Source organism: Chitinophaga rupis (assembly GCF_900109685.1).
Taxonomy (GTDB): Bacteria; Bacteroidota; Bacteroidia; order Chitinophagales; family Chitinophagaceae; genus Chitinophaga; species Chitinophaga rupis.
The window spans coordinates 1605681-1619147 of the sequence record NZ_FOBB01000001.1 but is presented as its reverse complement, the minus strand read 5'-3'; the positions used below and the strand labels follow the sequence as shown (position 1 = coordinate 1619147).

Genomic DNA, 13467 nt, shown 5'->3' with positions numbered 1-13467 from the left:
ATGCCCCCATTTCGTGTGATTATTGGACACTGCTAGAAGTCGTAATAGAGCTGCCGGAACGTGCTGCGCAGGCCTACCTGGAAAATGTATTCATTAAATTTCCATACATCATTGCTCTCCTTGCGGCCTATTACGGAAATCTCTAAACGCATGTTATTCTTGGGATTCAGCAGGAAAGCAATTGTACCTTGCAGGTACAAAAGATTGGTAGACAAGCCTTGTCCTATATGATTATCATAATCCAGCGTACGCGTCTCATATGATTTAAAAATATCCTTACCGAAGTTTGTATTCGCCGTATCCAGACCGTATTTAGCCAGCATAAGCTGCCCGCGGAGGAACCAGCGCCGGTATTGGTAATCCGCGATACTTACCCACTCTACAAAGTTAGCGCCCATAGGATGTGCCAGCGGCTGGTTATAGTGCCCGTAGTTATTCAGTGAGGTACGCTGGGAGTATGTGAACGGGCGTGCGGCATTTACCTCCGTCAATACATTCAGCTTTTCTACATCAAAAATGTTATTGGAGCGGAAGCCTACCTGCCCGCCAAATTTATTACCCCACCATCCACGGCCTTTGGTCATTTCACTCAGCTTAAATTCATCCAGAATAAATTGCCCATAGAAAGTGCTGTTGGGTGTTACAGCATATTTAGCATTAAGCCCCATCAAAGCATTATCCGCAGATCCTACGGAAAACTCAACAGGGCGCAGGAATATAATGGGGTTCAGGTAACTCACATCAAACCCACGTTTGCCGGTTGAGTCGGAATCCTGCCAAATAACAGCACCGAATAAGCCTAACGACAGTTTTTTACTTACGTTCCAGTCCAGATAATTAAAGACCCCCCATTTTTTCCTATAGCCGTTATCGTAAGATGCCTTGGGATACTTCATATCTATAAACTGAGCCCACATAGTGGTGTATTGTATACGGCCTACATTCGCAATAATTTTCAGGAAAGGGTAGTTAAACGGCACATCAGACAGGAGCATAGAGCGATAACCATCGCCAATGAAATTCTTATCGTACCCCAGCTGGAAAGTAAAATGGCGGCTGGCCTCATAGTTAATAAGTGCGGAAGCATAGGCAAAATCGAAAGCTTTACCATTGCTAAAATCCTTCCATTCTCCCTGCCCGGGTACTACCCTGTTTGCACGGCCGAAATTATCTATATACTTAGGAAACTTGCCCTGGTTCTCATAAAACTCTGTATAAAATGTCAGCTTATCTCCAATCCTTCCACCGGCAATAACACCCCTTGTATTTAACCAGGTAGTGCTGTTCCAGTTGCTATGGCCCACCTGGAAATCCGGCAGGAAGCTGGCATAAAAATCATAATCATCCCCTTTATACTCCAGCAGGTGCTCCTGGAAAAGCTTGCGGTGGAACCAGCTTCTTTTGCGCGTACTATCTTCCGGCAGGGTAAAAGTAGGCTGTACCATATAATCACGTAAAGAAGAATGGTAGCTGTAACCACCGGTATCTGCTACCGGTTTGTAAAAGCCTACTGAATACTGGCGGCCGGCGCTCTGTGCCTGCACATTATGAGCTGCAACCAGGCAGCAGAACAGCAGCAGGGATAATACTTGGAGTTTTTTTAGCATAATTGAGAATTGTGCGATTGGGGGCAAAGATATGGAAAAGTATAGAGGCTTACTTTTTGTCCCCGCAAGTACTATTATTTGTAATCACCTGGAAAACGCGCTGTATTCAACACCTATTTGGGGCTGTAAAGATTATCGTTTGCCTGCGCTGATAATTATAGCCCCCCGCCAATTTATTAAAATAATTAATAATTTATTTGGTAAACATATCATTACCTTTTACAAGCCCATCTATTGCATTTTTTGTTACTTTAACAACATGTTCTTTCCCAAAACTTGCGGCAGTACACCAGTTAGTTGAGGGGATATTGACAATAGTCCCCGATGAAACTGTTTTTTTGAAAACTATTGCAGTAGCCACTGTTTTAACACTTCTAAAACCAAAATCATAACCCACTAATTCAACTTTATTGAATTTCAATTCATTATTATCTATAATAGGGGTTCCTTCAGCGTCAAAACCCTTAACCGGCGCACCATCATATTCATTACTCGGACAGGAAATAACATCTCCTTTCTTCATGTTTAATCCTGAAAGCAAAGGAGAATTGGGCTGTACAATCTTAAAGCCATTCCATCCTTCATTTTTAACCGGGACGCCATACCCTCCGCGGTCAAAATCACAACCAATGCTTTGCACGATCGGATACTTGAGATAGTTACCTGCCCACAATACTGTTTTCAGACTATCTGGGACTGGGGGTTCCCCGCTTCCCTTATAACAAATTAGTTGCGTACCGTCATCGCTATACCTCACCTGCCACCACATTGTATTACCTGATAATACCAATGCGTTCTTGCCTTCGGCCACAAACCGGTCAAAGTTCCTTCTGGCTTTTCTTGACCAGTATTCACTATGCCCAATGATGATCACAACCTTTCCCTTAAAATTGTTATAATCATCCAGATCCATGTCAGAAATAACATTATAAGAATAATTCTGTTTAATCACCCATTTAAGAAATCCTTCTGCATACACGGAGAATGGAATAGGACGCAGAAAGGATACTTTTTTGGCTACCGGTACCGTATATAAACTTCTTCTTCCGGTCTCGCAATATGCATTTTCTGTATTTAAGGGGTATACAATAGTAAAATCAGCAATTTCTTTTGCCGGCGACTTGACGATAACCGGTACCTGATTTGCTATAAGATAAACGCCGCTTTTAATATCCGCTGGTATTTTAAATGCAACAGGATCTGTATAGTGAAAGCCGTCCTCATAAGGAGTTTCACCTTGCGGATCCTGTGTGAAGATCTTATTAAATTTTATTGTAAATCTTACACGCCCATACATATCATATACAAAGAGCATCGTATCTTGATATGTACGATTGGCCGATACATATAGTTTTGCACTATCTCCCGGAAGATAGGATTGTTTATCAACATATCCGTTCACTATGGACTTGTCGTTATATATGTCTCCCTTTGCTACCCCATCCTTTTTGCTGCAGGAGTAAATAAAGAACATAAAAATTAAGGTGAAGGAAAGAACGGGTAAACGATGCCGGCGTTTCATCTGGGTATCTGGAATTATTATTTCAAGGTATATAAGAAGTTAAATATACAATCCGGTATGTATCCTGTATATCACACTTCCGTTCCAATTTTTATTTTAACCGTTTATGTATAACCGTTGTATCAGTTAGTTTTTCCAGGAAAGCTATTATATTATCCTGATCCTCTGTTGTCAGGTTCAGCTTATCAGCTGGCAGGGTTTGATTGGATAACCGGATATGCAGGCCGGCCCCGCCACCTTTGTTGTAAAAGTCAAGCACCTCCTGTAAAGTCTGATATACACCATTATGCATATAGGGCGCAGTAAGCGCTACATTACGCAGGGTAGGTACCCTGAAAGCAAATTCATTGGGCGCTGCCGGATGTAAAAAATAACGGCCTTTATCCGTATCAACTTTTCTTTGCTGTAAAGAAACAGGCACTCCCAATACTTCCGATTCCATTATGGTATAGTCAGGGGGCAGTGCCCCGTTAAATAAAGGAATAAAATGGCAGGTAGCGCATTTGGCCTTACCCATATAAAGGTTAAAACCCCGGATCTCTTTCGCATTCAGTTGAGTTGTATCGCCCCGGACATAACGATCAAAAGGTGAGTTGAGGCTCGTAAGTGAGCGTATATAACTGGCGATCGCATTTTGTAAATGGTAGGGCGTAACCGGTTCTCTGGAAGCTGGAAAGGCTTTCTGAAAAAGTGCTATATATGTCCGGTTGTTTTTAATGAATGTTATGCCTTTTTCAACAGATCCATCCATTTCATCCACATTGGTAAGCACGTCGGTGATCTGGTCTTCAAGATAAGTAACCCTTGCATCATAGAATAAAGCGGATTGCAGGCCGGCATTCAATAATGTTAAGGTATTCCGTTTTATAATCCTCCTCCCATCAATGGTAGTGCTTTTTGCCACACCATCCGTAAAAGCTTTTTCTGGTTGATGGCAGCTTGCGCAGGAGCGTTTCCCGTTACCGGAAAGGGCCGGATCGAAAAATAAATACTCCCCCAGTAGCACTTTATCTTTATTTATATAATCTGTGGGATCAGCAGCATAGGCATCTATATCAAATGCATCTTCGTCAAATAGGGTATGAGCTCCGGCTTTTAACGGCAGTTTATACTGGTTACTTAGATCAACTTTTAAGCAGGTTGCTGTTTCCAGGATTGCTGCAGACAAAGGGTTGGCATATTTTCTTAAAAATTCCATCCGGTTAAAGGAATCAAAACCAGTATTATTATTCAGATAATGCAGGCCACTGTTTAGCAATGCATTATTTCTCTCATATAATAAGGGGGCGGCCTGTTGCAGGCGGTCATTATAACATGCAAGCGTAGTACTGATAGTCTCCCATACTGACCGTGTTTCTTCTATAGAATGATGGGCGAGATCAGAATCATAACCTGCAATGCCAAGTGCCGCTACCCTGAACAACTCTTTTCGCAAAGCCCTGAAAATCAAAGAATCAGACAAAACATTCGTTTCCGATAAGAACAGCAACCTTTTAAAAGAAGCATGCAACGCCTGTACCTCTTTCTGTAAAGTGCTGCTATCAGCGCCATTGTAAACCGGAAAAAGGAATGTTTCGATCACCTGGAAACCCTCCGGCTGAATAACGGTATTCTGATTATCCTCTTCTTCCACTTCAGGAACGGGCGGGCCGTTAATGAGTTTATCTATTCCAGGATTCAGATAAGTGCTCAGAAATTCTATCTGTTTATACGCTATTCTTGCAGCCTTGAATTGTTCCTGCAACTCAGGCGCTGCCGCGTTCCCAAGTATACTTTTATCCAAAAGCATAACAAGACTATCAGCAATGCGTATGTTTTGCAGATAAGTAGTATTTATCCGGGCAACAGCCGGCATTTGTTCGGTATTGGGAGAACAAACTGACAAAAAAAGACTGATGAAAATACCAGCTATGACAGATACTGCCTTATACATGCGGACGATTAAGACTACGGGTTGCAATTATACAGCTAGTAAACGAAAAAGCAAAAATTTGTATTATTGCAGGAATTGCATCCGAATAATCAGTGGTTTATTATATAATATTAAATAATAATATAATAAATACTTTTCCCGGAAGCTGGTACAAACATAAATTGCGGATTTACGAATCGGATGAATATGTATGACATTACTTCTTCAATTGTAATATATAAGAATGCTGAAGAAGAGCTAAACGCAGCTATCACAAGTTTTCTAAATACCTCCTTAAATGTAAAACTTTACCTGGTTGATAATTCACCTACTAATGTGTTATCAAACCTGGCTGCTGATCCAAGGATCTCCTACCAGTTCCTGAACAAGAATATAGGATTTGGAGCAGCACATAATATTGCATTAAACGAAGTAATAGAAAAATCAAAGTATCACATAATTCTTAATCCTGATATTTCTTTCCAACCAGGTACACTGGAAAAGATCTTTTCTTTTATGGAAAGTAACCGGGATGTAGGACAAATACTTCCAAAAGTATTATATGAAGATGGTGAGCTTCAAAGACTTTGTAAATTATTGCCTACTCCATTTGATCTTATTCTCAGACGGTTTGGCAATGCCTCTATACTAAAGAAAAGACGGGCAAGTTACGAGCTTGTAGATTTTGATTATAACCAGACATTAAATGTTCCTAACCTATCGGGTTGTTTTATGTTTCTTAGAATAGATACTTTAAAAAAAGTAGGCTTTTTTGATACCCGTTATTTTATGTATCTGGAGGATATTGATCTAACAAGGCGTATACACCAGGTAGCCCAAACATTATTCTTTCCCGCGGCATCTGTGGTCCACGGCTACAGGAAAGAGTCATATAAGAATAAGGCATTATTAAATCTTCATATTACATCTGCCATAAAGTATTTTAACAAATGGGGATGGTTTTGGGACCGCGGCCGTGAACAGATGAATATAACGGTGCTTAAAAAAATTAAAGCCGGGCGTCATTGAAGGTATGTCGCTACCCTTTCACTTTAATTACCCGGATTTCGCCTCCGGACAGATCCATTTTTATAATGGCATTCCTTGCCTTATCCAGTGCCGGCGTTGTAACTGTAAAATCTGCTTGCCCTTTATAATCCTTTAACGCCGGTGATAAAAAGTACTGACTACCCAGGCCTGCCGACAAAGTAATATTTAAACCAGCTACGGGATTTCTGGCTTTATTTATAACTATAAAATTGTATTCAGTCCCCTTTTTGAAAATGCCTACCAATATGTTATCATCATTTATTTTTTTGATATACTTATTTTTCCGGGTAAGCAATTGATCACTAACATCTTCCAAAGTGGGTTCATTAGATACATGATCCGTTTCCATTAGTTGGGATGACATGACAATAGGACCCAGAATATCATGGATGTAATGATTGTTCCGCTGTGCAATATAGTATTTAGGAGTAGGACGGCCGTTTCTGTCAATTAATCCTTCACCAAAATCCACCTTCCCTTTAGGCAATGTTTCATAGGTAAAATAGATCAACCCTTTAGCACCATACGCTATTGGACAAAAAGACATAAAGTTCAGCTGATATTCATCAGGATCCGGATAAACAAGATGTTTGGTAGTTAATACATACACCCAAAACGGACGGGTGCCAGACTTTTTCTGTATAACATCCAGGTTATAAAAGTATTTGTCCCTTACTTTATCACCTCCGATAAAAGGATAAAAATCAAATGCAGCTATATCTATGGCATTGGCTCCATTATCACTTTTAAGGTACCCGTCCACATAATCCTCATAAGCTGCGTCTGAGTTAAAGGCATACCTGGGCAAAAGATAAGTATACACCAATTTACCGGGATGTTTTTCTTTAAAGTAACCCGCCCACTTTTTTACATTAGGTGAAAGCTGCTTGGGAAATTCTCCTCCAAAATTATAACCATATAGCGCATCCTTATAGTCTGTATCCTTTGATTTAAAGTGGTCAATAAGGAGATCAGCCTTATTATTATTAAAAGTATCTCTTGTTATATACATCCGGCTATCAATCATTAACAGCTTTAGGTTCGTTTTCCTGGCAATATTAAGCTCCCTGTCCATCATACTAAAATCGCTGGCGCCAGTAAAAAATTGCGGACCGGTAAGCAGGTTAAAGTAAGCATCTTTCGCTCTTGTAAAAGCAGCAATATCTTTTTGCTCATTGGCCGGTTTGGAAAGGTTGGGATCTGCAAAGGTTCCGATTATAAATTCATTTTGCTTCCATTGAGCAAAGGTAAATGAACCTTTAAACGTCAATAGCAATACCGCTATTATGATTACAAAGGAATGTTTCATATAACACTAGATTACTGATGTACCTATATTTATCCGAAAAACCTAACTATTACCTGCTTATTTAAACTCAATGTAACCTTTAATTCTTCCCGCAAATGCCAGATACCTTGTATAGGCGGCATTAAACCGGAATGTTATAAAAAAAAGCAGCATGGATAAGAGCTGAAAAGAACTTGATACCATTAAATTCCATAACATTGGAAAACCCCTATGTTTTCTACAGATTGCTCCATATCCTTTTGCATAATAATATACTTTTTCTTTTGTCATTAAGTGCACACTTACCTGCGGGTGCCAGACATCTATCAACGGCGTATAATAAACTTCATACTGTTTGTCCAGGGCCTGCAATAAGTAATCTAATTCCTCTCCTACACCATATTTTGTGCCAACACCAAACCGTTCATCAAAAAATAACAGTTTAATGGAGGTAAAACAAGCAATGGCTATATAATTGTGATGATAGTTGAATTTGGTTATTTTTACTGCATGCTGTTTCCAGTTACGGATTAAGTTTCGGTTAGCTGAACGGTCAAAAACCTTCCCATAAAACATGTCCACGGCAGGGTTTGTATTAAAACATTCATTTGCTGCTTCAATCGTTTCAGGATAATACTTGCTATCGTCATCCGCAAAGGTTAAGATTTCTCCGGTCGCATTTTTCACCCCTACATTCTTGGCATGTGCAATGCCTTTAACCGTTACTTTGAAGTGTTTTATGTTAAGATCACCATCATACTTTTTAAGCCCTTCCGCAAGATCAATTTTGTCATTTTGATCCACTACTAATACTTCAATAAGGGAATTGTCATAGGTTTGCCGGGTTACACTATCCAAAAATTCGAACACTTCTTCAAATCTTCCATACGTGGGCACAATAATGCTAAACCGCCTTTTTTTCATATCCCTTAAAATAATTAAATGCTTCCTTTCTTAAGAAAACAAATAAGTTAATAGTTAAAATGGTTAGAACCGTAGTCAGAAACTGAGAAAACCACATCACAAAATCAAAATAATAAAGCAGCGTATACAACTGCCCTATCAAAGCAATAGAAATAAAGATATTATTGGAAAAACGTTTCCACAAATAATAGTAACCCACCAAGGTGATCACCGTACATAATACGGCGATGACAAAATTACTATACATGTAAAAATACACGGGCAGTGTCATATTCAACGATAAGTAAGTATCCTGTACAAAATCAATACTATAGCCCAGGAAGATTGCCCGGTAATATTGATTAGGCATTACATCATACTCAAAAATATTTCCCGGTATCAGGCTGTCAATAATTAATTTTATCTGATGTATAATTCCATACTTATCGTTAAAAAGTTCGACATTATATCCCCCAAGGTCCTTGTAATGGATAGGTATGGCTCCTAATTCAATCATGGAAAGCCTTCCAAAAATTGCCTTCAGCAAAATCTCATTTTGCAGTATGTCAAGATCAATACCCCGCATACGGGATGCCGCAAAAAATAAAAGTGGCGAACCAATAAAGAATAACAGGATATATTTTCTCAGCTTTGACTTATAAGCGGAAAAGTTCTCAAAAGCGGGGTAAATCAATAACATTAGTATTACTGAAATAATAGCGCTCCTGCGGCCGGTTACTGTAACAAACAGAATAAAGGAAAGTAGAATGGCGCCAACATTATACTTCTTTTTCTGATAAAAGATCAGCAACATAATAATAATGCTCGGGTTCAGGAATAAAGCTATATAACTCAATAGTGAGCCAGCCATATTACCGGTTACCGTACCTTCATACCCACCACGGGAAATATAATATGCAAGTGAGAAGAATATTGAGAAATAGTAAAGAGGTGTTATGTTAAATATATTCGCGGGTATCTTATCGTTCTTTTGAGGCAGCCTCCATATAATAATCGCAGTAAGCAGAATTGAAATCCCATTTATAAGAAACGACTTTCTAAGCGCTACAGGGTCATCAATATCAGAGTAAAGGTTAAAGAAGCCATTATACCAGTAGTAAATAGCTGGTATAATAAAATGGAATATAAAGAAAAAAAACAAAACTGATATAAAGGCTCTTTTCATATCCTCTACTTGATTATCAAAGATAAAAACCGCAGCAATGCCTTTAGCTTAATAGCGGGCAGTTGTGATCTCATGGCCTTCAAAAAGTATTTACGGGCCGCATTTACATCCGGCATATTTTGATAAACCAATCCTTTTTTATAACTCCAGTTAATAGTGGCTGCTTTTATTTTGCCGGGTTCCAGAAACTGGGTATGGCATGAAAACAATTTATCAATACGGTATATCTGCCGCATGTCAGCTGATGTAATATTATCGCTGTTTATGTCATAACCTCCCAGCCGTTCCGGAATATATTGAAACTTCTCCGTCAGCCTGGCGCATTTTAACCACAGGTCATAATCTTCAACAGCAATTAAGTCCCGGTCTTCTGCAAAGCCACCAGCAGCCTCAATAACAGCTTTCCGTGCACAAACGCCGGAATTGGCAACACTATTGTCATTTATAAAAAGATCTTCAAAAACTGGATTTTTTAATGCCCTCCCTTTTATTCTTCTCTTTGTAGGCTGACCTTTAACATAAATGTCAAAATCATGATAAATAAAATCATAATCCTGAGTGCAATGGGGCAAAATTTTCTCCAGCTTATTCGCATACCACCAGTCGTCAGAATCTAAAAAGCATAGCCATTCTGCCTTTGCCATTTTAATACCGGTATTGCGTGGCCTCGCAGGTCCACCCCAGTTTTCGCTATACACATATTGCAATAAAAGCAGGGGCTTATACTTTTCTATTATTACAGGGGTATTATCTTTGGATCCGTCATCACAAACAATGACTTCAAAATGCTGATAAGTTTGCTTAGTCAATGCAGCTAAACATCGGTCTAAGACATCTGCTCTGTTATATGTTGGAATTATAACAGAAAAAAAAGGTTTGTTTCCAAATTCCATCGTAATGCATCACAATTATACCGGAAAATTTTTATGCCAGCTTCCTTTTTGCCGCAGAAAAGTGCTCTTTAATATGTACCATGCTTCCAAGCAGGAGATAATATACACTAAACTTATCGATACTGAAAGTCCTTTTAAGCGTTTGCATAAAGCTTTGTAGCCATACCTTACGGTTTTCCAAAAAATACCAAAACCATACCGCACCTGCACCTACCTTCATTTTATTCTGGTCTGAGGCCGTCAGATTATACCGGTTAATGTGTTCATAAAATATAGTATATATTTCCATAATCTGAGTAGTAATCTTTATCTTACTTCGAATGGTAGTTGCGTGCTGGCGGAAATTATTCAGTGGCGCCGTTATATAATAAAAATCCGTTCTTTCAGAAAGGTCTAGCCAAAAGGCCCAGTCTGCAGCTACCAGGTATTTTTCGGAAAGCCCATTACATTCAGTATATAAGGATCGCTTAATAAGCGCCGCACTTAAGTTAGGAATTACACAGGCAAAAGACAAAAAGCGCCGCATATCAGCTCCCCTGATTATAGTATCCCTGTAACATATTTCCCTGAACCGTTTTTCCCGGCCAACAAAATCATCAGAGAAAATAATACCATCTGCGTCTACCAGGTTACTTCTGGAGTATACTACGCCAATGGCAGAGTCTTGTTCAAAAGCATTTACCAGGCGCTGTATTTGGTCGGGTGCTGCGAAATCATCACACTGTGCAAACATCAGATACTCACCAGTAGCCAACCTTGCACCATAATTACTGGCTTTCACATAACTGCCTGTATTCTGCTTTAACAGGTGCAATTGCACGTTCGGGTAACTACTATACTGCTGCAAGATCTCCTGACTTCCGTCTGTAGAACAATCGTCCACAACTATTAACTCAATGTCTTTATAACTTTGGTTAATAAGGCTATCCAGGGCCTGTTTTAAGTACCTGCTGTGATTGTAACTGGTAAAAACGATACTAACTAATGTTCCCATATAAAGCAATACAGCTTAGCGGTTATTTAACAATCCTTTTTTCTTCAATTCCTCCAGCGACCGGCTATAATCGTTCGTATTCTCAGGTATGTCATGCTGTTCTAAAACCCAATCCAGAAAACGATGCAGGCCATCCACAAATTTCCATCTGGGTTTAAAGCCTATAGTGCTTTCCAGCAACGTAAGATCTGCAAAATTGTGCCTGATATCTCCTTCCCGGAAAGTTCCCGAAACAGAAATTTCTGCATTACTTTTCAGATAGGTTACTATTTCCTTTGCTACCTCCATTACTGTAACCGGAACCCCACTGCCTACATTCAATATGTGCTGCCCTGAAAAAGCAGGATTCAGGCAAGCAATGGTGGCATCCACTATATCCTCGATATATACAAAATCCCTGCTTTCCAACCCATCTTCAAAAATGTTTATTTTCTCATCTTTAAGCGCCAGCCGCGAAAAAATGGATAAGATTCCTGTATAGGGATTTTTCAATGACTGACCAGGCCCATACACATTCTGATACCTTAATGCAAAACCGCTGATCCCTTTAAGTCTTGCAGCCATAATAACCATTTGCTCCTGCACTTGTTTGGTAATCCCATAATAAGAGGAAGGGTGTATTTTTGATGTCTCATCCGTTGCACATACCTGCAGGTTATGTTCACCACTTACCGGACAAGCTACTTCAAAACTTTGTTTCACAGTATTGTAGGTTCTGGCTTCCGGGTATACCACACCATGAATTGGCGACAGGTATTTACCTTCCCCATAAATAGACCGTGAAGAAGCTACTACTACCGTTTTAAGCTGATTGGGTTCATTTATAATATAATCACATAAAAATGCAGTTGCAGTTATATTTACCTCTGAATAGTGGGCAATATTATACATGGATTGCCCTGTGCCTGTTTCTGCAGCCAGGTGAATTACAGCTTCCTGGTCCTTTAGTGCACGATAGAATAAGGCTTTATCAGTAACATCTCCTTCAATTAATATTACCTCATCCCCAAGGCCTGCCGGCAGCTCCTTTTTCCCGCCGTGGATCTGGGGGTTAAAATTATCCAGGATAGTAACCTGGTACCCCTGAGCAACCAGCTTGCCGGCTATATTAGAACCTATAAATCCCGCGCCACCTGTAATTAATACTTTATTCATAAACATATTACTTAAATATAAGCCATTCACGTTTTTCAGGGTCATACTTTTTGATGATGCGCGCGGGGCTTCCTACCGCCACACAATAATCAGGAATATCTTTTGTCACGACAGCATTTGCGCCCACTACCGAATTCCGCCCAACGCTGGCCCCGATTATACACACATTCTCCCCGATCCAGGCACCACTGCCAATTCTTACCGGCATTTTAAATTTAACTTTCTGATGAATAACAGGCACTCCTGTATTCTCAAATTCATGTACATTGTCTGCTATATATACATGATTTGCCATTAGAACGTTCTTTTCAATATGGATACTTCTAACGGCGGCAATGTGGCAAAAATCACCAATAGCACAGCCCTCCTCAATTACAATAGCCGGGTCGTGTTCATCGATCTTTAAGGCCAAAAGCCATCCCAATCTTTGAACAATTGAATTTTTACCAATCACTATATATTTCTTTCCCTGTACCCGTACTGAAAAGAACACAACCGCTTTCCAATCCAGATATTTATAGAAAGCGAAATTTACCAGATAATATAATAACCCTTTTATTCTGTTAATCATTATACTTAAAAATTGATACTGGTCAAAAACGTATCTGCATTCATAAATTGCTTATAATGCTTCTGTAACCACTCTTCAGGCTTATTCCACCATTCAGATCTCAACAGCGCTTCACAGGTCTCTAAGGGGAACCGGTACCTTATTAATCTGGCAGGTATACCCCCTACAATGCTATAAGGTGCTACATCTTTATTCACTACAGCTCCCGCTGCTATTATAGCCCCGGAGCCAACGTTAACACCATCCAGTATAATTGCATTCTGTCCGATCCATACATCGTGTCCGATCCGGATCTGTTTGCTGGTCACTATCTCATCGCTTTCACTGAATATTTTTACCAAAGGCGTGTTTTTTAGATAAAAGGAAGGATGTGTGCTGACCCCTTC

At 39.6% G+C, this 13467-nt stretch carries 12 protein-coding genes; 1 reads left to right on the top strand and 11 read right to left on the bottom strand.

The window, feature by feature from the left end; all coding sequences use genetic code 11:
* Positions 1-32: 32 nt before the first annotated feature.
* The 3 genes from BMZ54_RS06540 to BMZ54_RS06530 all read right to left on the bottom strand — a co-directional run bounded on the left by BMZ54_RS06540 (position 33) and on the right by BMZ54_RS06530 (position 4918).
* Positions 33-1607, bottom strand: coding sequence for a hypothetical protein (locus BMZ54_RS06540; protein WP_089907717.1), 1575 nt, complete (start codon positions 1605-1607; stop codon positions 33-35).
* A gap of 193 nt (positions 1608-1800) precedes the next feature.
* The gene (locus BMZ54_RS06535; protein ID WP_089907714.1) at positions 1801-3129 is read right to left on the bottom strand and encodes a N,N-dimethylformamidase beta subunit family domain-containing protein; all 1329 of its coding nucleotides are present in this window, start codon (positions 3127-3129) and stop codon (positions 1801-1803) included.
* Positions 3130-3220: 91 nt separating this feature from the next.
* The gene (locus BMZ54_RS06530) at positions 3221-4918 is read right to left on the bottom strand and encodes a cytochrome-c peroxidase (protein ID WP_162277482.1); all 1698 of its coding nucleotides are present in this window, start codon (positions 4916-4918) and stop codon (positions 3221-3223) included.
* A gap of 330 nt (positions 4919-5248) precedes the next feature.
* On the opposite strand from BMZ54_RS06530, the gene BMZ54_RS06525 reads away from it, so the two are divergent.
* Positions 5249-6070, top strand: coding sequence for a glycosyltransferase (locus BMZ54_RS06525; protein ID WP_089908444.1), 822 nt, complete (start codon positions 5249-5251; stop codon positions 6068-6070).
* A 10-nt stretch (positions 6071-6080) separates the two neighbouring features.
* On the opposite strand, the gene BMZ54_RS06520 is transcribed toward BMZ54_RS06525, so the two are convergent.
* From BMZ54_RS06520 to BMZ54_RS33315, 8 genes are read right to left on the bottom strand one after another with little or no spacing between them, the layout of a single operon-like run.
* Entirely contained in the window at positions 6081-7400 is a 1320-nt protein-coding gene (locus BMZ54_RS06520; RefSeq protein ID WP_089907708.1) for a beta-galactosidase, read from the bottom strand.
* A gap of 57 nt (positions 7401-7457) precedes the next feature.
* On the bottom strand, positions 7458-8303 hold the full coding sequence (locus tag BMZ54_RS06515) for a glycosyltransferase family 2 protein (RefSeq protein WP_089907705.1): 846 nt from the start codon (positions 8301-8303) through the stop codon (positions 7458-7460).
* The gene (locus BMZ54_RS06510; protein ID WP_143080926.1) at positions 8284-9468 is read right to left on the bottom strand and encodes a hypothetical protein; all 1185 of its coding nucleotides are present in this window, start codon (positions 9466-9468) and stop codon (positions 8284-8286) included. The genes BMZ54_RS06515 and BMZ54_RS06510 overlap by 20 nt, the downstream gene beginning before the upstream one ends.
* A gap of 5 nt (positions 9469-9473) precedes the next feature.
* Positions 9474-10361, bottom strand: coding sequence for a glycosyltransferase family 2 protein (locus BMZ54_RS06505; RefSeq protein ID WP_089907698.1), 888 nt, complete (start codon positions 10359-10361; stop codon positions 9474-9476).
* A gap of 31 nt (positions 10362-10392) precedes the next feature.
* On the bottom strand, positions 10393-11355 hold the full coding sequence (locus BMZ54_RS06500; protein ID WP_089907695.1) for a glycosyltransferase family 2 protein: 963 nt from the start codon (positions 11353-11355) through the stop codon (positions 10393-10395).
* Between the two features lie 15 nt (positions 11356-11370).
* Positions 11371-12510, bottom strand: coding sequence for an SDR family NAD(P)-dependent oxidoreductase (locus BMZ54_RS06495; RefSeq protein WP_202909149.1), 1140 nt, complete (start codon positions 12508-12510; stop codon positions 11371-11373).
* A 7-nt stretch (positions 12511-12517) separates the two neighbouring features.
* The gene (locus BMZ54_RS33510; protein WP_089907692.1) at positions 12518-13081 is read right to left on the bottom strand and encodes an acyltransferase; all 564 of its coding nucleotides are present in this window, start codon (positions 13079-13081) and stop codon (positions 12518-12520) included.
* A 5-nt stretch (positions 13082-13086) separates the two neighbouring features.
* Positions 13087-13422, bottom strand: a complete 336-nt coding sequence (locus tag BMZ54_RS33315; protein WP_162277481.1) for a CatB-related O-acetyltransferase — start codon at positions 13420-13422, stop codon at positions 13087-13089.
* Positions 13423-13467 lie beyond the last annotated feature (45 nt).